The sequence below is a fragment of the Priestia sp. 53B2 genome (assembly GCF_056099005.1).
Genome location: NZ_JBLZXA010000030.1, coordinates 246,030 through 267,532 on the forward strand (window position 1 = coordinate 246,030; position 21,503 = coordinate 267,532).

The window sequence follows — 21,503 nt, forward strand, 5'->3', positions numbered from 1 at the left end:
AATCCCCTTGAATCCTTGATATAGAGGTATTTCTGAACATAGTAGAAAACTACAGGAAATTTCATTTTCCACGCTGGCAGCGTAGCAGTCACTCAAAACACTTCCCTCCCCCCCAACCACAACAACCGCTAGCTCCAAAAGGAACTAGCGGCTATTTATTATTTTTTACAGATCACTCACTCTTCCACCGGCGTCTGCTCATCTGTTAATGTATCAATTTTAGTAATTTGAAGTTTGTCCTTGCCAGCAGCTTTAACATGATAAATTCGTTCTTTTTTAAACTGCGTGCTTGCATCATATGAGTCGGTGAACGTGTATACTTCGTTTGTATAAATGTCGTAGGTTCCGTCATCAGGTGACTCTGTTTTTGTCACTAGAAACTGATCGTTAGCAAACGATACGTTTTTTCCGGCTAGGGATGTGATATAGCTTTTTAGCTGCTTATACACTGGCTGACCCGAGTCGATATAGGGTGCCATCCCACTAAAGTCGCCGCTGTTTAAACTTGAAAAGTAAGCAGCTTTATAGGAGATAAAAAAGTTTTCAAGATCCGTTTTACTTACAGAAGCTGGTTTAGTCTGTTCATTTTTTAACGGCTTCGTGCTGGGCGTTTCTTTTATATCTGAGCTTGTTTCTGCCGTTTGATTGTCATGATTCATATATACAATCGTAAGTAACAAGAGAAGTCCAATAATGATTCCTATTAAAATAGGAAAAGTGCGTCGTGATGATTGCTGCTTTTTGAGCACGGGAAAGTCTGCGTAGGCTGGCAGCGTAACAGGGTTTATATTTAGCTTCAACCGAGCTAATGACCCTGGTATTTCCGTACTTTTTACATTTCCAAGCGGCTGAAGCGCTAAAAATTCTTCGCAGGTAACAATAAACTCGTTTACTGCTAGTCCTTTATACATGCCGTAAATTCGATTCCACAGTTCTCGACACCGAGTATCCTTTATATCTTCACTCAGTTCGTTAAAAAATGGTCGTGATTTTTTAATAAAAGCCGCTAACCACGTTTGATGAACGTCGACTTTGTGGACTGCATGTAGGTCGTTAAGTGATTGCTTTAACTTGGCGTGTTCATTTGCATCGTTTTGGCTAATGACTTCCATACTGCGTTCCGTTTCTTTCAGCACGGCAGAAAGACTTCCGCTCATTTTTTCTTGCAGCGCATTAAACTGGCTGCGGATATCGGGCCAGTGAAGTTCGAGTAATTGTTTTTGTAAAGTCGTGGCTTTTCGAATACTTTCATTTAACTCATGCTGCTTTGTGCGAAAAGCGGTCGCTTTTTGCTTGGTCACAAGCTTATTTTTGCTTAACTGATGCCATTCTTGCTTCAATCTCTTATCTTCTTCAAGAACTTTCGTTACCGCTTGTCTCACACTTTCATGCTTTTTTTGAAAGTCAAAGAACGCAGGCAAATATGTATTCCAGCTTTCCTTAATTTCGTGTAACAATGACGTGTTAGCATGTTTTTCTGTTAGTTGAAAAAACTCATTTCTAAATGCCACCATATCCGCTTCGGAAGAAAGTTCTTTTCCGAAAAGCTCTGTCACATTCCTATGTATGCTTGTTAACTGTTCAATCTGTCTCATATTGCTTTGACGCTTTTTTATGTACTCCGGATAGTCGCTTGAAAGAAACGTCACCATTGTATATTCACTGTTGTTCATGTTGTACTCTGTCCGTTCTTTTTCCAGTTCGTCATACACTTTTTGCAGATGACGTTCTACTATGGAGAGAAATTTTTCTTTATCCATCCCTTCTACTTCCTCTTTTAGCATGTTCAAAGATTCCGTTTCTCCAATAAGAAATTCCTTTTCATTATATAGCTGTATCCATGCTTCTAGCAGCTGCGCTGCTGATTCATTCCAGTGGCTTGTATTCATCGTTTGCTTCACCTGTTGTTTTTATTTTTATCCTTTTTTAACTATACAGGAATTTAACAAAAATTCTATTACAGTTTTATTACTCTTGAAAAATGAGGTTTAAGCTTTCTAGAGCCGATTCTAACGTTTGTTTATCTCCTTGATCGTAGCTGTGTGCCACTAAGACTACAGTTGTAAATACGGCTTTCCATTTTGCCAGTCTGTGCGTTTCTTCATCTACTTCTCCGTACTCTTTAAAAAAACGTACTCTTCCTTTAGGAGGTAAAAAGCTGTAGGCAATTGCTAGGTCAACTGCCGGGTGACCAATATGAACATCTCCCCAGTCAATAATGCCTGAAACCATATTATTTTGATCAACAATCATGTTTTTAATATGAAGATCTCCGTGAACTAGTACGTGTTTTTCTTGATAGTGAATTTCTTGTATGTCATTTACATAGTCTTCAAGAATCTCTTGTTTTGAATAAAGATTACGCTCTTTCATTTGCTTGACATACTTTTCTAACGCCGGCTTTCGCTTCATCATATCAAGTCGATTTAACTCATCAAACGGCACGCCGAGCTCTTGGGCTTTTAAATGAGGATAGTGATGTAACGTGCGAAGAAACCTTGCTAGTATATAAGCAGATTGTATGCGCTCTTCTTCTGTTAATCTTGCAGGCGGAGTTCCTTGCACGTAGTGATAGCCCGTAAAAGGCCAAGGATAGCCTGCATTCGGCTTACCGAAAAAAATGGGCTCTGCAATCGATAGAGGCAATTGAGAAACAAGACTTGGTAAAAGCTGATTTTCTGTTTTTAATAGTCCTACTGCGAGTTCTCTTCTTGGAAACCGAAACACAAAGCGGTCGTTTACTTGATAAACCGTATTGTCAAAGCCGTAGCCAAGCAGTGAAATTGCAGCGGGCGCAAGTTCTGGAAACTGCGTCTCGATTAGCGTTTTGGCAAGCGGTGCTGATACAATTTGTTCTGCATCCCATGCATTTGGCATTGTAACCACCTTTCTTTGGTGTTGATTTTGTATGTAAAGTATACTATAAAAGTGAAAAAACCTCTGACTCGTTGTCAAAGGTTTTTTTCACTATACGTATTAGACGTTCACCGAGTTAAAAAACTGCGGTAAATGAGATTTATGTGCGTCTATCATTTCATCTAAAAGCTGCTTGGCAATGGTATCAGACGGGACTAATGGATTGATTGTCATTGCAACAAGCGCGGTATTGTAATCTCCCGTAACGGCTGCATCGGCTGCCACTCGTTCAAAAGATTTGATTTGCTGCACAAGTCCTCGAACAGCTACAGGTAAATCACCAACTGCAATTGGTTTTGGTCCTTCTTTTGTAATCACGCAGCTCACTTCAACGGCAGAATTATTTGGAATGCTCGCAATAGCACCATTGTTAATAGTATTTACAGGCTGGATATCGCCTTTATCATTATAAATAGAGGAAATTAAGCTGCAGGCTGCATCGCTGTAGTACGCGCCTCCTCGCTTTTGAAGCTGAGGCGGTTTAATTGCATGATTAGGATCTTTATAGAGCTCAAATAAGTCTTTTTCTAACGCGCGTACTACTTCAGCTCGTGTGCCTTCGAGCTCAGCTGCATTTTGTTCTTCTTGCAGCATCTCGTTTGTTTTATAGTAATAGCGGTGATAGCCGCATGGAATAACCCCTAGGCCTTTAATAAAGTCAGGATCCCATGAAACCCCTTTGATATTTCGCATAGACATCGCATTCGTCGGGTCTGCCATGGCGTCAATCACTTGATCTTTTACGCTCACTCCGTCTAAGAAGACATCTAATCCAAAGACCATATGATTCAACCCGGCAAAGCTAACCTGTACCCGGCTTTCATCTACTTCTAGCGCTTTAGCAATCCCCATACGAATACCGATTGGCACGTTGCATAAGCCCACTACTTTTTTATGATTGCTATAGCGTAAAATGGCTTCTGTCACCATACCAGCGGGATTCGTAAAGTTTACAAGCCACGCATTTGGACATAGTTCTTCTATATCTTTCACAATACTTAAAATCACAGGAATTGTGCGCAGCCCTTTGAATAAGCCGCCCGGTCCATTTGTTTCTTGCCCAATCACGCCGTATTTTAACGGAATTCGTTCATCTTTCATTCTTGCGTCTAACAATCCTACGCGAAATTGTGTAGTGACAAAGTCAGCATCTTTTAACGCTTTTCTTCGATCCAACGTAAGATGAATATCAATTGGCACTCCTGCTTTTTCAACCATTCGTTTTGCCAGATTCCCAACAATCTCTAGCTTTTCTTTTCCTTCTTCTACATCTACTAGCCAAAGCTCTCGTACAGGCAGCTCGTCATAGCGCTTAATAAATCCTTCGACAAGCTCCGGCGTGTAGCTTGAACCTCCGCCAATGGTTACAATTTTAATTCCTTTTGTCATTTCAATCCCTCCGCTATAATGAATGATTTTAAAATAAGTTATACAATACTTTGCTGCTCTTCTTTTACCGGTGAACGATCACGATCTATAGAAGCTCCGGTTTCTTCTATAAGTTTTTGTTTATCCCACATTTTAAAGAATGGAAAATAGACACCAAACGATACCACCATTAGCACAAGCTGCAGAACCGCGCCTGATATGCTTCCTGTAATTAAGTAGCCGCTAATCACCGGAGGCATTGTAAACGGCGTTACAATTCCTATTGGCTTTGCAACGAGGCCGATATCCATCGATACATACGTAATGATAACTGATAGAAGTGGTGCTAAAATAAACGGAATAATCATAATCGGATTTAATACGATAGGCATTCCAAAAATAACAGGTTCGTTAATATTAAAGAAGCCTGGTCCGATGCTTAATCTTCCTAGCTGCTTCATTTGCTGGCTTTTCGCAAACAGCACCATCGCCAACACAAGAGAAAGCGTAGTGCCGGACCCTCCCACAAAAACAATATCGTTAAATTCATTCGTTACAATATGCTTCACTGGCTCACCAGAAGCAAGAGCGGTTGCGTTTTCCGTTGTTAGCGTAAGCCATACAGGCGTCATGACAGAACCAACAATCGTCGCACCGTGCAGCCCCGTACTCCACATAAGAGTAATTAAGATAAAAATCAGAATCGTACCGACTAAGCTTGTACCAATATGAGTTAAAGGCTGCTGCAGTAAAACCGTCACGACATTATGTAAATTCCCGAAGTCTCCGACGTTTTCTACAAGCAAACGCAGCGCCCATATAACCATTACAGCGCCAAACCCTGGTATTAACGCTGAAAATGAACGAGCGACAGCTGGCGGAACGGTTTCTGGAAGCTTAATCACAATATTTTTTTGAATAATCTTCCGGTAAACTTCTGTTGCAATAACCGCTATGACCATCCCCACAAAAAGACCTTTACTCGTGAACATCGCCGTTTGATAAGCTGTTTCGACCATAGCCGTTCCATCTGCGTTTTCTCCGATTGTATATGAAACAAAAGGTGTCCCGCCAAAGAAAGCAGCTAGAGATACTGCGCCTGAAGCAAGTGCATCCACTTTATACGATTCTGCTAAGCGATAGGCAATCCCGAACGTAGCTACTAAAGCCATAATTTCAAACGTTCCTCTGTACGGATATAAAATGCTTGCTTTCAGCTTAGGATGTTCTATTAAAAAATCTGTGTAGGCTTGAAAAGGTAAATTGGCTAAAATTAAGAAAAGTGAACCGATAATAATAAGCGGCATCGTCAGGACCATACCGTCTCGTAATGCTTGAAGATGACGCTGCTGAGCAGCTTTGCCAGCAAGCGGCATAATATATGTTTCAAGTACACGATTCATTTTGCTCAATTGATTCCCTCCTATTTCGAAACTAACTGCTCAGCAGATTTTAGCACTTCTTCTCCGTTACACATTCCGTAATGAACCGGATTAATAACCTCTACTGGAATTCCTTTTTCTTCTCCCATCTTTTTCATTTGAGGAAGCAAGTAGCGCACTTGCGGACCTAAAAGCAAAATGTCTGCATCATCAATATGATTTCTAACCGCGTCTCCTGGTACTGCCCAGATTTTGCATGCCGTTTCTTTTTCTTTTGCACTTTTTTCCATTTTAGTTACTAACAAACTTGTAGACATACCTGCTGCGCAGCATAATAAAATATTCATTTCTAATTCCCCCTTGATCAGCGATTGATTAACATCCATAAGTGAGATAAGTATCTTGCTAAGATGTTTTCTTGTTACCTTCACTATATATTGAAAACGCTTTCAATTAAACGCAATATTTTTCCGTTATCAAAGGAAAAATATTATTTGAATATTCTTTAAATTAAAAAGGAAAGGGATTGTAAATCAAAGTGAATTGTGGTAGCTCCTTAAAAAATAATAAGCAGCTCACCCATCTAGGTAAGCTGCTTAGCGTACTTTATTATAACCCAGTAGAAATTGTCTGCTGATGTGAGATTCCTAGGTGGCGATATGAGATGGTTACTTCTTGTATACTTATGTTATCAGCAAGAGAAAGCGCATATATCTGATCACTTTCTTTTCCTTTGTGCAATCTTTCTAGCTGTTCGTCAGGACCTGTATGCGGCTGCAACTTCACACTTTGCAAGTTCTTAAACGTATAGCCTTTTGTTTCTTCGCTAGTAAAGTCTCCAAGAAGGAACCCTTTTTTATCATTGCTTACTTGTATTTTTGCATATTCGGGTGTTTTGTTTCCGTTGATACGGATTTGTTCTATTTGAATATTTCCTAGAGAGCTCTTATTACCTATAGAGATCAGCTGAACTTTTTTATTCTTAGCAAAGCCAGCGGCTTTAGCCTCCAACGATGCACTCATTTTTACAAATGTATATACTCCGGCAAATACGATAATCAAGATACTAGCTATCAGAAAAATCTTCTTCAAAAAAACACTCCTTACCTGACTTTTTCATGAAATACATCTTCTGTTCATTGTCTTTTTCATACACATGCATCCGCAAATCTCTTACAAGCTCCTATCAACTCTTCTTTTTTAGCAAGCTGACAAACCCACTCTTTAGGAAGGCCATCCAGCTGATAATATACTCCTGCCATAGTACCTGTAATAAAGCCTATTGTATCTGTGTCTTCTCCAAGATTCACAGCAGTAAGTACAGCTTCTTCGTAGTCATCACTTTGCAGAAAAGACCAAAGCGATGCTTCTAGCGAGCTGACAACGTATCCGGTTGACTGGATTTCATTTCTCCCTGCGTGCGGCAAGCTTAGGTTTAACATTCGTTCGTACGCAGAAAATTCTGCTTCATACTCCGTACCTGTTAACTGCTTTTGACAGAGATTTATAGCGTTTTCATATGCTTCAAAAGGCTCGTCGCCGTGAAGGAGACGAATAAGCAGCTCCACATATATAATGCAGCCAAGCGTAGAGCGCAAGTGGCGGTGCGTGACGTGCGCAATTCTTTCTATTTCTTCTTTTCTTTTTATAAAGCTAGGTTCCTGACGTAGTGTAAACGCAAGCGGAGCAATACGCATAAGCGCTCCGTTTCCGTTGTCGTACTCAGCGCTTCCTCCCCACTCTTCTTTAGGAAGTCCGCTTTTATAGCGGCGAATCGCTTCGCTTGTTGCGATACCAATATCAAACATTTCTCCGTACGGCGTCCAGTAGCCATCCGACCAATAGTTCGCAAACTTTTGCATTAAATCATATTCATCTTGTTTGTCTATTAAATTATCAATTAAGCACATCGTCAGAGATGTATCATCTGACCACGTTCCTTTAGGCTGATTGTATGTACCGTAGCCGATCATAGTCGTAATCCGAAATGAATCTCGCTTTTTAAACTCAACTGGAACGCCTAAAGCGTCTCCAACAGCTCCTCCTAGAATCGTAGAAAGGACTTTGTTATGTAGCTTCATGTAATCAACTCCTTTTTTCTTATTGTAATTGTTTGATTTTGGAATTTGCAAGAGACACCCTGCCTAGACGCTTTTTCTTCTTTATAAAAAGGAATTTACCAGCGTTCATCTAATTTAATAAGAGGTAAAAAAACATGTGAGGTGTGGTAGATGATTCATTTTTTTGAATATAACTGGCAAGTGAGAGACGAATGGTTTAGCTGGTGTTATCAACTTTCAAGAGAAGAACTGTTGAAGAACCGTACTGGAGGAACGGGCAGCATTTTACAAACTTTTTTTCATATTATTGATGTGGAATACAGCTGGATACGCGCCATCCAAGGTAAACAAGATATCGTACTTTCTTTTGAAGAACACGATACGCTTGAAAAGCTTCAAGCGCTCTCTTCAGCACATAGACCTGAAATCGCCGACTTTCTAAGTCATTTGAATCTTTCTAACAAAAGGCACGTAACAGTCCCTTGGGATTCTACTTCTTACACAGAAGCTGACATCTTGCATCACATCATCATTCATGAAATCCATCACATCGGCCAGCTTTCTATTTGGGCAAGAGAAGTGAATAAACGGCCTATTTCTTCTCACTATGTAGGAAGAAACATAAAAGACATTCCTTCGTACTTCTCTAAAAACAATTGACCAACAAGAACAAACATTCTATAATCACTTTTGTAAATATATGGAGGTGAAAACAATGAGACCCAAACTTACAAAAAACTTACCGATCAATGACTTTACGGATTTTTACTGGCTCAAAACTGAGCTGCAGCAATTTTGTCGAGAAAACAACATGAGCCCGTCTGGATCTAAAATGGAACTTTCAAAAAGAATTGAAGTGTTTTTAACAACCGGTGACACTCAACAATCAAAATCACCTTCTAAAAGACGCTCGTCCTCTAAAACGAAAGCGCCGCTCACATTAGATACCGTCATTGGGGAAAATCACCGCTGCAGTCAAGAAGTACGGGCTTTTTTTAAAGAAGCCATTTATCCTACGTTTCATTTTTCCACGTATATTCAAAACTACTTTAAAGAAAATGTAGGGAAAACCTATCGAGATGTGGTAAAAGCGTGGCATGAAGAAGAAAAACGAAAAAAGCAGCCTTCTTATCAAAAAGAAATTGCGCCTCAGTTTGAGTACAACCGCTTTATTCGCGATTCTTTTAACGATTCGAAAAACAAAGGAAAAAGCCGCGATGATGCAATTGCAGCGTGGAAGCATTTAAAGCTTCAGCCTGGAAGCAATCAATACCGCTCTTAAATCAAACTCTACATATAAAGACCATTAAAACACCACCTCAAGAAAAGGTGGTGTTTGTGCACGCCTGTAGATTTCTTCACATACACATGTACTGTTTGTTACGGCGTAAAATCTTTAGCTATAAACAGACTCTTTTTTAATTAAACCAAGCGTCTGTGAAGTAGACGCATGAATTTCGTTAAAGAAGTCTGGATGATCAACTAACGACATGCCATAGGAAGGAATCATTTCTTTTATTTTTGGCTCCCACTTGTTCATGTTTTGCGGGAAGCATTTTTCCAATACTTCAAGCATAACATGAACCGCCGTTGACGCACCCGGAGAAGCTCCAAGAAGTGCAGCAACAGAACCATCAGCGGCACTTACAACTTCTGTACCAAATTGAAGCGTTCCTTTCCCACCGGCTTCCGTGTCTTTGATTACCTGAACACGCTGGCCTGCTACAACGATATCCCAGTCTTCGCTTTTAGCGTTCGGGATAAACTCACGCAGTTCTTCTACACGTTTTTCATTTGATAACAGCACTTGCTGAATCAGGTATTTCGTTAACGCCATTTCTTTGACGCCTGCTGCTAGCATGGTTAGAATATTATTCGGCTTTACAGAACTGATTAAGTCCAAGTTCGAACCTGTTTTTAAGAATTTCGGTGAAAAGCCGGCAAACGGGCCAAACAACAGCGTCTTTTTATTATCGATATAGCGTGTATCAAGGTGCGGAACTGACATTGGCGGAGCTCCGACTTTGGCTTTTCCGTATACTTTCCCGTGATGCTGCGCAATGACTTCAGGGTTATTGCATACCATAAATAATCCGCTTACCGGGAATCCTCCAATATGCTTGGATTCAGGAATACCTGTTTTTTGAAGTAAAGGCAAGCTTCCGCCTCCGCCACCGATAAAGATGAACTTTGCCGTGTGGTACTCAACTTTGCCGCTGTCTACATCTGCGACTTTTACTTCCCACATACCGTCACTTTTACGTTTAATATCTTTTACACTTCGTTTGTAATGAACGTGAACCCCTTTATTCTTCAGATGGTCAAACAACATGCGTGTTAAAGCACCGAAGTTTACGTCTGTTCCCGAATCAATTTTAGTTGCGGCAATCGGTTCATTTGATGTGCGCCCCTTCATGATTAGCGGAATCCATTCTTTTAGTTTTTCAGGACTGTCGGAATACTCCATTCCTTGAAACAACGGATTGTTTGACAGCGCTTCAAAACGCTTTTTCAGAAACGATACATTTTTTTCCCCTTGTACCAAACTCATATGCGGAATTGGCATGATAAAATCTTGCGGATTGCGAATCAACTTGCTGCTTACAAGATAAGACCAAAACTGTCTTGACAGCTGAAACTGCTCGTTAATTCGAATCGCTTTCGTTATATCTATAGATCCATCAGCTTTTTCTGATGTATAGTTTAGTTCGCACAGCGCAGAATGGCCCGTCCCTGCATTATTCCATTCGTTCGAGCTTTCTTCCCCTGCGTCTGCGAGTTTTTCAAATACTTTAATGTCCCATTCAGGTGCTAACTCTTTGAGTAATGATCCCAAAGTTGCGCTCATGACTCCGGCACCAATTAAGATAACGTCTGTTTTTTTCTGTACGTTGCTCATTATAACCTTCCTCATCCCCTATATTTGTAAAAAGATGTAGGCGCTCCTGCTTACGTAGTAAAAAAATTCAGGTGCGACCCAAGAACACACCTTTTTCTGTCTCACTTATAACTATATCACAGTATAATTGTCTGATGATTATAAACTATTCAAAAATGATAAAAAAGTGAGAAAATCGCCCACAAATTCCAAAAAACTTATTAAATTCCGTCTGCATTTTCTTTTATTAGTAAACTTTTATACCTACTTCTAAGTGGCAAAGCATTGATCAACAAAATAACAAACTATTCCAAAAATTCAGCTTAAAAACCAAAATAACTGTCTTGAAAATTTCACCTACTATAACTATACTCAGTCCAAAGAACAATCAGCACTATAAATAGAAAAGCCTTCATTCTTTTTGACTAGTTATACATAGATGTATATATATGTATAGAACACCAACTTGTCCAGAGGTGCATATCTAGAAAAATAAGTATATATTACAACAGATATTGCAAGTTACAACATCTATGTCATATAACATACCATGAAATAAGTGAATAAGTAAATGATTATTCAGAAATTTATGTTATAAAACCTAACATGTATGTTGGCTTTTACATAGGACATACTTAACAGTAATTTACATGCTCCTTTCATTTTAAATTTGTTTAATTACCTTATTTATGCGCCATGGTTGTTGCTGAGTTCAATCAAAATAAGCCACGCTTAGCACGCGACTTGTTTTGATTCTTATTGAGCTGGTTGAATATCATTTTGTATAAACGTCCAAATACCACGATTTTTACTAAAACCGCTAAATTCAAACTTAAAATCGCCTTCTTTTGGTATATCAAACATTGCAATACCGCTTTGTTTTTCTCCTGGTGAAATATTTCCATTCAAATAATCCTCTGTGGCACCAGAAACAACCTTGGCGTTGTCCATATTCATCTAAATAGATTATTCTATCTATCGTGCGCTCTGAATGCAAATACAAAGTTTTTTGTTCTTATACTTATGCCTTTTTTAATAAATTCTTATGGTGTACCTATTAAACCAGGATTTATTTGTTCAATCCTTACCCAGTCAAATAAACACGTAATAGACATTCTATTAGTACATTGAATTTTTATAGATCCCCCTTCACCAATGTCTTCAATTTCGAATTCCTCAATTTCATTAATAGTTCCAAATGAATTGATTTCCAATTCTTTCACACCCAAAAATGACATTTCAATATATACTATGTCCTATTCCCCCCACCGTTTAGGCTTATTTTTTACAGTCTCTTTAGTAGATAATTGAATAAATAATGTCGGACCATCTCTTTTTATTTGAACACTCAATAATTCAGAATCGTTAAACATTGGCACCCTGCCAAAAATGCCTGTAACTGCTTGAGGGTTCATTATCCTACTCGAGTTAATCATATATACACTCCTCTATTTCTATTAATACGTTATCTATCTCTTACACGCTTTATAATTAATCAAGACTATATTTCTATATATAAACACAATACATATTCACATGAAATATATACCTTCAGTACCTCTATTTCCCTCGCTTGTTCTTCGCGTTGTATGTTAGTATTTATATAAAATTTAGCACTTAGTACACTAAGTAAGTAATCGTAGCCTTTTTAATTTACGTATTTAAACGTGCAAAAAGCACTTGTAGTCTACTATAGACAATCAAGTGCTTTAAGTTCATAAATTTTCTAAGTTTATTGATATTTGTAAGTTTTATAAGTTATTTTTATAGTTGACAGTTTGACATGTTTTTTACCACGTCGCAAGTGTAACATTTAAACCCTTTAGCTTGTTTAATCTCATGTGTTTCGAGTTTATGGCATCCATAAAGTGATTCTAATATGTAAAGAGGTATCTCACCTAATTTTTGGTCTCTTCTCGTTATCCTCGTATAATAGCACCATAACGATATAACCTTTATAAACTCTCGACTTTCAAAATGACATTCTTCGTTTTATTTCTAAGGAGCGTGAATTTGGGAGCTTAAAGCGTTACAAGCTTTGTCGTTAGCTTAACACTCCCCATTCCTTTTATTGAATATTTTATCACACCAAGTGTCACTATGACTAAATTATGACAAGTGTAAAAGAGGGTTGCAAAGAATTTTGCTATCTTCACATATTTGGACTTTTTGGACAGCTAGATTGTAGAAGATGCAGCATTCAATTATCTTACTTAATTCTCACAATAGACTTGTAATCTATCAACTTTCAAATAAACAAAGTGTCCTATCAAATATTGATAATCTTCAAATAAGTCACTTGTAATGAAAAAACCTACATCTAAAATATTATCTTCTAGCATCTTCCCCCAAAGAATATAACTATAATTATTAACATGCTTAACTTTCTTCAAACATCGATCTTTTTGTTCCTCTATATCCAAACTATCGTTTATAAATATATCTATTTCAACTTCATATTCTTTGCCTACTTCCAGTTTTTGAGGGGATACATTAAATCCTATGACTTCTTGATTATTAACTAAAAATTTAATTTCTTCCTCAGCAAGAGAGTCAAGCTTGCATATTTCTATTTTGTTATTCATAATTTCTCCTCTATTCCACAGGATTAATAACAGGAATATTCTTTCCGTTATTCATCATTTTCCAAAAAGTTTTACCACTTTCAACATGATACGTTGTAATTTCTCCTAAGTTATTTGTTCCTACAAATTCAAACTTAGCATAACTTTTTAGTCTTCTTGCATTTTAATGGCGCGTTCCATCCCTTGTATATCTGATTGAAGCGCCGTAATTTTTGCTTCAATTGTCGTAAGGGCATCCGTCAGCTGACGGGTCAGCAAATCATCGTATTCATCTAACATAGCGGTGCGGATGTCTTCAAACCCAACAGCAAGGCTGCCTGACCAAGTGGCGGAAGTGAGCTCTGGTTCTTTTACCTTTTCCTTTGCACGTTCAAGCTCGCCTTTGACTTCCGTTAACGTGTTTTTACTAGCCGTAAGCTGCTGGATATCTTCATGTGCCTGCTTCACTTGGGTATACAGATGAGCAACAAACATCTCATTCATATGATGACACTTCCTTTATATCTATCTCTTGGTTCTTCTAACAGTAATTCCCTTTTATAGCTTATCAAATAAAGAAAGAGAGAACATCGGCACGTTTTCTTATATTTTTTGGGAATAATGTAGGTTTTTAGTTCAATACCCACTCTTCAGGATAAAATAACCAAAACTATCTTATTATTGACAATTTATCAAGATTTTCGGACTACTTCATTTGTTATTTCCACGCCACTAAAAGGCCTTTTTACACAATTTTTTTGTTAAAACGCATTCATTCTTTCTATTTCCAAATATTTAAACATGCGCTAGTATATACATAATATAAAGAGGAGGTTGAGTATGAGAGAAAAGCTCGTAAGACTCGGTTATTTACTGGGGTTGGCTCTTGTTTTGTCCGGCATTTTATATTTTTTCGCATCGAACTGGCAAGGCTTTGACCGCTATACTAAAATTGCGCTGAGCGTGGGGCTGATGCTGCTGTTTTACGGAAGTGCATTTGCGGCGCGAAAGCTGCTTCCTCAGCAGGCGTTTTTAAGTCACTGGACGCTTTTGGCCGGCGCTCTTTCATTTGGATTAAGCATCGCGCTTCTTTCTCAAATTTACAACACGCACGCTGAATCGTACTGGCTGTTTTTAATTTGGCTTGTGCCGGTTATTTTGTTTAGCTTTTTTACAAAGTATCAGCCGTTTTATGTGTTATCGTTTGTGTTATTTCAATTCACCATGGCTTTTTTTATTTCACCAACAGGCGCAGTTTCACAGCGAGGTGAACACGAGACGCTCTTACTTTACGCAGGAATGGCGTTTGTGAACTTGATTGTTTTTTGGATTATAAAAAAGAAACACCTCTCGTCTCCTGTGATCATGTATGCGGCGTTTTGTTTGTTTCACTACATCTTTTTAACTCTTTCCCTGCCGGATTTCACAGGCAGCTCTAGCTTACGGATTGGTCTTATTATTTTTTATTTGCTGTTTTTACTAAGCTCCTTTTTTTATTTTTCAAAAGTGAAGCCGCAAAAGTCATTTTTAGGGATTTCCATTGCGGCATTTGCTTTATTTGTTATTGAACAGTTTTTCTCTTTTATTTTTAAACACTACGCTGAATGGTCACTGTTCTTAGCTTTAGGATTCGTGATTTTATTTATTGGTGCAAGCGTGTGGTTTGTCAAATGGCTCACTGCCAACACTTCAGCACATAAAACTTCGCTCCGCGTAATCAAACGAATAGCGGTGATTGGGATTACGGCCATTGCATCGGTGATTGGCAGCAGCTCTTTAGGAGGACTTGTCACACTTATTACAGGAACGTACCCAACAAACGGAATGCTTGTGATTGGCGTTTTGCTGATTGTGGCATGTTATTTGATTAAAGCAGATATTCCAACCGTGAAATATACGCTTTTAATGATGGGCGTATTAATTAGCGGCGGCGCTGCTTTTTTTGTAAACGACATTCTGTTTTTCATCTACGTCATCGCACTTGTAGCGCTTTTAGTATTCACGAAGCATACCCCCGTTCGCCTGTTGCTTTTTGTGCTAGTGCAAGGGCTTCTGTTAATAAAGGTTCCGACTGCTTACTATGACACTATCAAAATAGATTATGTGCTGCTCACTTTGTTTCTATTAAATGCCGCTGTGTACGCGATAAACGTACACCACGCGTTTAAAAAAGCGGCGCTGCTTCTTGCTTTTATCTTTTTACTGTCGCTGACTGAATTAAGCGAACCTTCTTTTTTAAATATTATTTACTGCACGGTGTTTTTTGTAATTTCAACCGTCTTTTTATTTGTAACGGTACGAAAAGAGCCAAAATATGATTTTATTGTCGGCATGATTTTCTGGTTTGTTTTTTTAGCGATGAAATATTACGACTTTGTGTGGGATTTATTTAATAAATCACTTGTGCTTGTTATTTTAGGTCTTATCTTTCTTTTCCTAAGCAGGAAATGGGACCTGTCAACGCCTGATCAGCCGCAGCCGTCGTTTCTTGACCGCAGCCGAACCGCTGTATGGATCATCATTCTTGTTCAGCTTATTATGCTGGGCGGCATTTTCACTAAAAACGAAGTGCTTCTTCAAAACGGAAAAGAAATTAAGCTCGCTTTACAGCCGATCGATCCGCGCTCGCTGCTGCAAGGCGATTATGTTGAGCTGAATTACGACATTGCGCACGTTACCTTACCTCATGTAAAAGACGGTGAAAAAGTGAAGCTCGTTCTTCGCCCTAACAAACAAGGCGTGTATGAATACGCAAAAATCTACCAAGCGGATGATGAATGGAATAAGCCGTATACTTCTAAAGAAAAAGACGTTGTCATTACGGGGAAGTATCACGACTGGGGAATTCAGTACGGAATTGAGCATTACTTTATTCCAGAAGGAACCGGCAGCAAAGTGGAAAGCGAAGCTCGTTTTGCTACTGTACGAATTGGAAAAAACGGAGATGCCATTGTTACAAAAGTAGGAAAATAAAAAGCAGCCGCTTCAACATTGAAGCGGCTGCTTTTATTTTAATTGATAAATACGCTGATGATCATCGTTAGAATAAGAAACACAAAGAAGATAATGATTCATACCCAATCCATTGTATTCTTTATGGCGTTCCTTTTATATTCATATCCGTTAGTTTTTCTTCAATACGCTTTTGATGTTCAGTAACATCATTGTATTCATTGTTAGGCGAAGTGATATTATCCTTCCTTTCTATTTAATCGTTTTCTTTCTTTTAACAGCTCTTCATATCTTTTTTCAAGCAGCTGTTTTTCTTTTCCTTCTGGCGTGATGGAAAGCTCGCTAATCACTTTTGTTAATTCTAGTTGAAGCGCAAGTTTCTCCGCTTCATTTTGCTGCTGTGACGCTTTTTTGCTTTTACCTGTATCTTCAATCGCCGCGAGCTCCGCTTTAGACTGTTTTAACGTCAAAACATGCGTCGCAAGCTTTTTAACAAAGTAGCGGTCGTGCGTCACAAATAAAATCGTCCCTGGATAAGCTTTTAACACTTCCTGCAGCGCTTCTTTTGTATGAAGATCAAGATAGTTGGTCGGTTCATCTAAAAGAAGAACGTTATAATTTCCTAAAAAGACTTTTGCTAATGCCGTTTTCACTCGTTCTCCTCCGCTTAGCATCTCTACTTTTTTATACACGTCTTCACGTTTAAAAAGTAAGCGCGATAGTACCGTCCGAATAAACTGCTCGGTGTACGGGCTGTCTTCTTTAATGTTTTCTAAAATACTTTTAGCTGGATCTAGATTTTCAAGACGCTGATGGAAAAAGCCAAGTTTTACAGGCTTCGCAACCGTAATGCCTTCTGCTTGCTGCTCGATCATATTCAGCAGCGTAGATTTTCCGGCGCCGTTTTGACCGACAATCGCTACTTTCGCGCCTGGCTTCACACCGCCTTTTAGGTTTTGAAACAACATATGGTCACCAGCTGATGCCGAGACTTTGTCAAAGCTTAGTACCTGCTTGCTGTGTACTTGGTGAAATTGAGATAAATCAAAATGAATTTCTTCCATTTCTTTTGGCTTTTCTTTTTTCTCCAGCTTTTCAATTCTTGTTTCAATCGCTTTTGCACTTCTGTCTAGCTTCGCTTTTTGTTTTCCGACCGCTCGCTTATGAAGTCTCGCTTCAGAGTTCCCCATGCGGCTCGGCGCTTTTTTAAGCGACTTTGATTTTTGGCTTTTTTCTTCAGAGGCCAGTTCAAGCCGCTGCTTTTCTTTTACATACTGTTCATACTCAAACTGCTGTCTTTCAACTGCATGTTTTTTTTGCGTCACATATTCTTGATAATTGCCTTCATAGCAGTGAATTTTGCCGTCTTCTACTTCCCATATGGACGTACAAATGCGTTTTAATAATTCTCGGTCATGTGAAATCAGCAGCAGACTGCCTGTAAAAGATTTCATTTCTTCTTCAAATTTTTCTACGCCTTTTACGTCTAAGTGGCTCGTTGGCTCATCGGCTGCAAGTAGTTCTGCGCCCGATGAAAGAGCAGCAGCAATTTTCTTTCTTGTTTCTTCTCCTCCGCTAAGAAAGTCGGCTTCATTTGGCACGTTCCACTGACTTTTCATCTCAGGAGATACAGCTCCTGTAGGTTGAACCTCAAGCTGCGGAATCAGTGCGGCACGGCAATATGTTTGCACAATTCCTTGATCCGGACTCGTTTTTTTCATTAAAATATGAAGCAACGTCGATTTGCCTTCTCCATTTTTCCCAACAATTCCAATTCGCTCTCCGCGATGTACTTGAAGCTTCTCTGCTTGAAACAGCAGGCGGTCTCCATAGCTTTTTTCAATATTTATAGCTTCTAACAATAACATAAAAAAACCTCCCTAGGATTTCTAGAGAGGATTAGAGGTCATAATTAGGCATACGCAAATATGCACCCTTTTTATAGAGTAAAAAAAGGGAGAAATCACTTCATATAAGACATATAGAAATGGCACCTAAAAATGTACAGACTAATCCTATCTAGACAAATGTTCATTTAAAATAAAGTTTTAAAAGAATGTCTAAAAAAATAGGATTACTTATCCATTGTCTACGGTACCTTTCCTTTCTTAGTATAAAATGACTTGCTTCTTACAGTGTATGATGAAGTTTTTTAAATGTCAATATCGATTTGGATGATATTCCCTTCTTTTCCTACGCACAAAAAAATCCTCAGCTGATTTCAGCCGAGGATTCTTTTATTACACGTATTGGTTCACTTTCCCTGTAAAATCAGGCAGCCACTCGCCGTGAGCTTCAATTAAATCATCGCACATACGAATGATGTCATCCATAGATAATTCCGCATTTGTATGAGGATCTAGCATCGCTGCTTGGTAGATATGCTCTCTTTTTCTAGTGACCGCTGCTTCAATTGTTAATAATTGCGTATTAATATTCGTGCGATTTAACGCCGCAAGCTGCTCCGGTAAGTCTCCTACATAAGTCGGCATAATACCGCTTCGGTCTACCACACATGGAACTTCTACACACGCTTTTGTCGGCAGGTTACTAATTAAGCCTCCGGTATTTAATACGTTACCGGCAAATTTAAACGGCACGTTTGTCTCCATTGCTTCAATAATTCTAGAGCCGTACTCATGTGAACCTGTATGAGTTAACTGACTGTTGTTAACCATTTTTTCTCTCATGGATTCCCAATTGCTAATTTGCTCTTCGCATCGGCGCGGATATTCATCAAGAGGGATGTTAAACTGATCAACAAGATGTGGATATTTATGTTTAATAAAGTATGGGTGATACTCTGCGTTATGCTCAGACGATTCGGTAATATAGTAACCGAACTTATCCATTAGCTCAAAGCGCACCATATCGTGATGCTTTGTTCTTTGCTTTTCTTTTGCTAGACGCTTGATTTCTGGGTATAAGTCTTGTCCATCTCTTTTTACTTCTAGCAGCCATGCCATATGGTTAATGCCTGCGATTTTCTCTTGTATTCCTTCATGGTCCATTCCGAGAGAGTCAAACAAATCTTTTGTACACACTTGAACACTGTGACAAAGGCCTACCGTCTTTACATTTGTATAGCGCAGCATTGCACCTGTCAGCGTTGCCATTGGATTGGTATAATTTAAAAACAGCGCCTCTGGACATACTTCTTCAATGTCCTTAGCAAAATCAAACAGCACTGGAATCGTGCGCAGGGATCTGAAGATTCCTCCAACTCCTACTGTATCTCCAATCGTCTGACGCAAGCCGTATTTTTTAGGAATTTCAAAATCAATGACGGTGCTTGGTTTGTATCCGCCTACTTGAATCGCGTTGATCACATACTTTGCTCCTGTTAAAGCTTCTGTTCGGTTTAGATAGGCTTTAACCGTAATATTCACTTTATAGTTTTCTTTTAAATTGTTTAGCATATTTTCCGAATCTCTTAAACGCTCAGCATCTATATCGTAAAGAGCGAATTCAAAGCCAGCTAAAGCAGGCACAAACATGCAGTCTCCTAAAATATTTTTTGCAAAAACTGTACTTCCCGCTCCGATAAATGTGATTTTAGACATCGTCATCTTCCTTCCTCGTATTGGTTTTATCCTTTTACAGATCCTGATGAAAGCCCTGCAATAAAGTATTGTTGTAGCACTAAAAATAAAATAGTCATTGGCAGCATGGCAATAATCGCAGCTGCTCCTACTAAGCTAAGATTATTTTGATTTTCGGCAAAAAAGCTTGCTAACGTAACGGTTAATGTATGCATTTCCTTATCTTGAAGGAAGAAAATTGCAAACTGATAGTCGTTCCAAATATAGACGCTTGCAATAATTAAAATGGACGCAGTGACGGGCTTTAACAGTGGAAATACGATTTTAAAGAAAATCGTTAACGTACCGGCACCGTCAATTCTTGCTGCTTCCTCGAGCTCTTTAGAAATAGTGGAGCGAATGAAGCCCGCATACAAAAAGATCGTTAGCGGCAAAAATGCTGCGACATTATTTAAAATGGCAATTTGGTACGTATTCATCATTCCCATATTCACAACCATTTTGTATAGCGGAACTAGCGCTGTTAAAGGCGGTATTACCATCACGGCAATAAAGATAAAATAGACGTACTTATTTAATTTCGTTTGGCGGCGCGCTAAAGGATACGCAGCCATTGATCCTAAAAAAATAAGCAGAATGGCCGAAACGAATGTAATGATAAATGTATTAACAAAAGAGTTTCCTAAGTTCGCTTGCTCCCAAGCCGCTGTGAAATTTTCAAGGTGTATGCTTTTTGGAAATACCCATTTGGAACTAAAATCCCCGGTTGCTTTTAAAGCAGTCGTAACTAGAATATAAAAAGGGACAATATGAACGAGCGTTATACAAAGAGCTAGAAAGGTAAAAAATCGTTTTTTCCGTTTATTTGTATAGTCCATCACGCTTCTGTCTCCTTTCGCTTAAAGTACACAAATGCTGATAAGCTAATGACTAAAATAATAAGCGCCATGCATACACCTTGAGTTGCTGCATAGCCGGCGTCTTGTCTTCTAAAATATAAGTCATACATAAAAGTAGACATCGACTGCGATGCATCTCCAGGTCCTCCTCCTGTCAGCGCAACAATTACGTCAAACAGTTTTAAACCTCCGATAATATTTAAAACGACGTTAATTGTAATAGAAGGCATAAGCAGTGGAAGAGTGATATTTTTAAACTGCTGAAGAGCAGATGCTCCGTCAAGCTGCGCTGCCTCGCAGTAATCTTTTGAAATACTTTGCAGCCCCGCTAAATAGATAATCATCGCAATTCCAACGAATTGATACGTATTGACAAACACGATAATCCAAGAGTTAAGCTCCGGAGTTCCCAAAGCATTAATCTTCTCAAAGCCTAAAAATACAAGAAGGTCATTTAAAGCGCCTCCTTGGTAGGCAAAAAAGAAATACCAGATATACCCCATAATAATCGGGCTGATAATAACCGGAAGGTAGACAATTGTTCTTGTTACAGCTTTCATTTTAATGCTTTGATTGAGAAGTAAAGCATATAACAAGCCAATAATATTTTGAAAAATAGTACTGCCTATTCCGTAGAGCAGCGTATTTTTTATCACAAGCCAAGTCGTTGGATCTGCAAGCAAGCGTTTATACTGCTCGAGCCCAATCCACTCGTACGTTTGTGAAAATCCATTCCAATTAGTAAAGGAAAGTCTAATTCCGTTAATAAAAGGATAGATAATAAAAACGGTGATAATTACTAAGCCGGGAAGGTACATCCACCATAAAGAGGATTCTGTTTTTAATTTTTTCTTTCGTTTTTCCGTATCTCTTGCTACGGAAACCGGCTCTTTCCTGACTAATTCATTCATCGTGTTCACTCCTATTTCAGCTTGTGTTGAA

General features: G+C 38.7%; 18 protein-coding genes and 1 pseudogene. 3 read left to right on the plus strand and 16 right to left on the minus strand.

Annotation, left to right across the window (positions count from 1 at the left end; all coding sequences use genetic code 11):
- Positions 1 to 176: 176 nt before the first annotated feature.
- The 7 genes from ACN6NE_RS25900 to ACN6NE_RS25930 form a co-directional block, all read right to left on the minus strand.
- Positions 177 to 1,889, minus strand: coding sequence for a TcaA NTF2-like domain-containing protein (locus ACN6NE_RS25900; RefSeq protein WP_474328136.1), 1,713 nt, complete (start codon positions 1,887 to 1,889; stop codon positions 177 to 179).
- 79 nt (positions 1,890 to 1,968) lie between these two features.
- Positions 1,969 to 2,877, minus strand: a complete 909-nt coding sequence (locus ACN6NE_RS25905) for a phosphotransferase (RefSeq protein ID WP_474328138.1) — start codon at positions 2,875 to 2,877, stop codon at positions 1,969 to 1,971.
- Between the two features lie 99 nt (positions 2,878 to 2,976).
- Positions 2,977 to 4,305 (minus strand): 6-phospho-beta-glucosidase, encoded by a 1,329-nt coding sequence (locus ACN6NE_RS25910; protein ID WP_474328140.1) that lies wholly within the window; start codon positions 4,303 to 4,305, stop codon positions 2,977 to 2,979.
- 38 nt (positions 4,306 to 4,343) lie between these two features.
- On the minus strand, positions 4,344 to 5,696 hold the full coding sequence (gene celB / locus ACN6NE_RS25915; protein WP_474328142.1) for a PTS cellobiose transporter subunit IIC: 1,353 nt from the start codon (positions 5,694 to 5,696) through the stop codon (positions 4,344 to 4,346).
- 11 nt (positions 5,697 to 5,707) lie between these two features.
- Positions 5,708 to 6,013 (minus strand): lactose/cellobiose PTS transporter subunit IIB, encoded by a 306-nt coding sequence (locus ACN6NE_RS25920; protein WP_474328144.1) that lies wholly within the window; start codon positions 6,011 to 6,013, stop codon positions 5,708 to 5,710.
- 262 nt (positions 6,014 to 6,275) lie between these two features.
- Positions 6,276 to 6,758 (minus strand): hypothetical protein, encoded by a 483-nt coding sequence (locus ACN6NE_RS25925; protein WP_129710122.1) that lies wholly within the window; start codon positions 6,756 to 6,758, stop codon positions 6,276 to 6,278.
- Positions 6,759 to 6,814: 56 nt separating this feature from the next.
- A complete protein-coding gene (locus ACN6NE_RS25930; RefSeq protein ID WP_129710123.1) occupies positions 6,815 to 7,747 on the minus strand; it encodes an ADP-ribosylglycohydrolase family protein in 933 nt (310 codons plus the stop codon).
- Between the two features lie 150 nt (positions 7,748 to 7,897).
- On the opposite strand from ACN6NE_RS25930, the gene ACN6NE_RS25935 reads away from it, so the two are divergent.
- Complete coding sequence (locus ACN6NE_RS25935; protein ID WP_129710125.1) at positions 7,898 to 8,386, plus strand: DinB family protein; 489 nt, start codon at positions 7,898 to 7,900, stop codon at positions 8,384 to 8,386.
- A 55-nt stretch (positions 8,387 to 8,441) separates the two neighbouring features.
- Positions 8,442 to 9,008, plus strand: coding sequence for a DUF6434 domain-containing protein (locus ACN6NE_RS25940; RefSeq protein ID WP_129710127.1), 567 nt, complete (start codon positions 8,442 to 8,444; stop codon positions 9,006 to 9,008).
- A 114-nt stretch (positions 9,009 to 9,122) separates the two neighbouring features.
- On the opposite strand, the gene ACN6NE_RS25945 is transcribed toward ACN6NE_RS25940, so the two are convergent.
- The 5 genes and pseudogenes from ACN6NE_RS25945 to ACN6NE_RS25965 all read right to left on the minus strand — a co-directional run bounded on the left by ACN6NE_RS25945 (position 9,123) and on the right by ACN6NE_RS25965 (position 13,672).
- Entirely contained in the window at positions 9,123 to 10,625 is a 1,503-nt protein-coding gene (locus tag ACN6NE_RS25945) for a malate:quinone oxidoreductase (protein ID WP_474328148.1), read from the minus strand.
- Positions 10,626 to 11,360: 735 nt separating this feature from the next.
- The gene (locus ACN6NE_RS25950; protein WP_474328150.1) at positions 11,361 to 11,561 is read right to left on the minus strand and encodes a hypothetical protein; all 201 of its coding nucleotides are present in this window, start codon (positions 11,559 to 11,561) and stop codon (positions 11,361 to 11,363) included.
- 86 nt (positions 11,562 to 11,647) lie between these two features.
- A pseudogene (locus ACN6NE_RS25955) lies at positions 11,648 to 12,040 on the minus strand (Imm50 family immunity protein).
- 777 nt (positions 12,041 to 12,817) lie between these two features.
- Positions 12,818 to 13,189 carry a hypothetical protein gene (locus ACN6NE_RS25960; protein ID WP_129710133.1) on the minus strand — a complete coding sequence of 124 codons (372 nt, stop codon included), beginning with the start codon at positions 13,187 to 13,189 and terminating at the stop codon, positions 12,818 to 12,820.
- Between the two features lie 147 nt (positions 13,190 to 13,336).
- Complete coding sequence (locus ACN6NE_RS25965) at positions 13,337 to 13,672, minus strand: YwqH-like family protein (protein ID WP_129710135.1); 336 nt, start codon at positions 13,670 to 13,672, stop codon at positions 13,337 to 13,339.
- A gap of 336 nt (positions 13,673 to 14,008) precedes the next feature.
- On the opposite strand from ACN6NE_RS25965, the gene ACN6NE_RS25970 reads away from it, so the two are divergent.
- Positions 14,009 to 16,141 (plus strand): GDYXXLXY domain-containing protein, encoded by a 2,133-nt coding sequence (locus ACN6NE_RS25970; protein WP_474328152.1) that lies wholly within the window; start codon positions 14,009 to 14,011, stop codon positions 16,139 to 16,141.
- A 218-nt stretch (positions 16,142 to 16,359) separates the two neighbouring features.
- On the opposite strand, the gene abc-f is transcribed toward ACN6NE_RS25970, so the two are convergent.
- The 4 genes from abc-f to ACN6NE_RS25990 form a co-directional block, all read right to left on the minus strand.
- Complete coding sequence (gene abc-f, locus ACN6NE_RS25975; RefSeq protein WP_474328154.1) at positions 16,360 to 17,988, minus strand: ribosomal protection-like ABC-F family protein; 1,629 nt, start codon at positions 17,986 to 17,988, stop codon at positions 16,360 to 16,362.
- A gap of 372 nt (positions 17,989 to 18,360) precedes the next feature.
- The gene (melA, locus tag ACN6NE_RS25980; RefSeq protein ID WP_474328156.1) at positions 18,361 to 19,683 is read right to left on the minus strand and encodes an alpha-galactosidase; all 1,323 of its coding nucleotides are present in this window, start codon (positions 19,681 to 19,683) and stop codon (positions 18,361 to 18,363) included.
- 26 nt (positions 19,684 to 19,709) lie between these two features.
- Positions 19,710 to 20,540, minus strand: a complete 831-nt coding sequence (locus tag ACN6NE_RS25985) for a carbohydrate ABC transporter permease (RefSeq protein WP_474328509.1) — start codon at positions 20,538 to 20,540, stop codon at positions 19,710 to 19,712.
- Positions 20,540 to 21,472, minus strand: coding sequence for a carbohydrate ABC transporter permease (locus ACN6NE_RS25990; protein ID WP_474328158.1), 933 nt, complete (start codon positions 21,470 to 21,472; stop codon positions 20,540 to 20,542). Before ACN6NE_RS25990 ends, ACN6NE_RS25985 begins: the two co-directional genes overlap by 1 nt.
- Between the last annotated feature and the right edge of the window lie 31 nt (positions 21,473 to 21,503).

What these genes read in the sequence shown, in the direction of transcription:
- ACN6NE_RS25900 (WP_474328136.1), bottom strand. Translation starts at nt 1,889, where the DNA reads ATGAATACAAGCCACTGGAATGAATCAGCAGCGCAGCTGCTAGAAGCA.
- ACN6NE_RS25905 (WP_474328138.1), bottom strand. Translation starts at nt 2,877, where the DNA reads ATGCCAAATGCATGGGATGCAGAACAAATTGTATCAGCACCGCTTGCC.
- ACN6NE_RS25910 (WP_474328140.1), bottom strand. Translation starts at nt 4,305, where the DNA reads ATGACAAAAGGAATTAAAATTGTAACCATTGGCGGAGGTTCAAGCTAC.
- ACN6NE_RS25920 (WP_474328144.1), bottom strand. Translation starts at nt 6,013, where the DNA reads ATGAATATTTTATTATGCTGCGCAGCAGGTATGTCTACAAGTTTGTTA.
- ACN6NE_RS25930 (WP_129710123.1), bottom strand. Translation starts at nt 7,747, where the DNA reads ATGAAGCTACATAACAAAGTCCTTTCTACGATTCTAGGAGGAGCTGTT.
- ACN6NE_RS25935 (WP_129710125.1), top strand. Translation starts at nt 7,898, where the DNA reads ATGATTCATTTTTTTGAATATAACTGGCAAGTGAGAGACGAATGGTTT.
- ACN6NE_RS25940 (WP_129710127.1), top strand. Translation starts at nt 8,442, where the DNA reads ATGAGACCCAAACTTACAAAAAACTTACCGATCAATGACTTTACGGAT.
- ACN6NE_RS25945 (WP_474328148.1), bottom strand. Translation starts at nt 10,625, where the DNA reads ATGAGCAACGTACAGAAAAAAACAGACGTTATCTTAATTGGTGCCGGA.
- ACN6NE_RS25950 (WP_474328150.1), bottom strand. Translation starts at nt 11,561, where the DNA reads ATGAATATGGACAACGCCAAGGTTGTTTCTGGTGCCACAGAGGATTAT.
- ACN6NE_RS25960 (WP_129710133.1), bottom strand. Translation starts at nt 13,189, where the DNA reads ATGAATAACAAAATAGAAATATGCAAGCTTGACTCTCTTGCTGAGGAA.
- ACN6NE_RS25965 (WP_129710135.1), bottom strand. Translation starts at nt 13,672, where the DNA reads ATGAATGAGATGTTTGTTGCTCATCTGTATACCCAAGTGAAGCAGGCA.
- ACN6NE_RS25970 (WP_474328152.1), top strand. Translation starts at nt 14,009, where the DNA reads ATGAGAGAAAAGCTCGTAAGACTCGGTTATTTACTGGGGTTGGCTCTT.
- abc-f (WP_474328154.1), bottom strand. Translation starts at nt 17,988, where the DNA reads ATGTTATTGTTAGAAGCTATAAATATTGAAAAAAGCTATGGAGACCGC.
- melA (WP_474328156.1), bottom strand. Translation starts at nt 19,683, where the DNA reads ATGTCTAAAATCACATTTATCGGAGCGGGAAGTACAGTTTTTGCAAAA.
- ACN6NE_RS25985 (WP_474328509.1), bottom strand. Translation starts at nt 20,540, where the DNA reads ATGGACTATACAAATAAACGGAAAAAACGATTTTTTACCTTTCTAGCT.
- ACN6NE_RS25990 (WP_474328158.1), bottom strand. Translation starts at nt 21,472, where the DNA reads ATGAATGAATTAGTCAGGAAAGAGCCGGTTTCCGTAGCAAGAGATACG.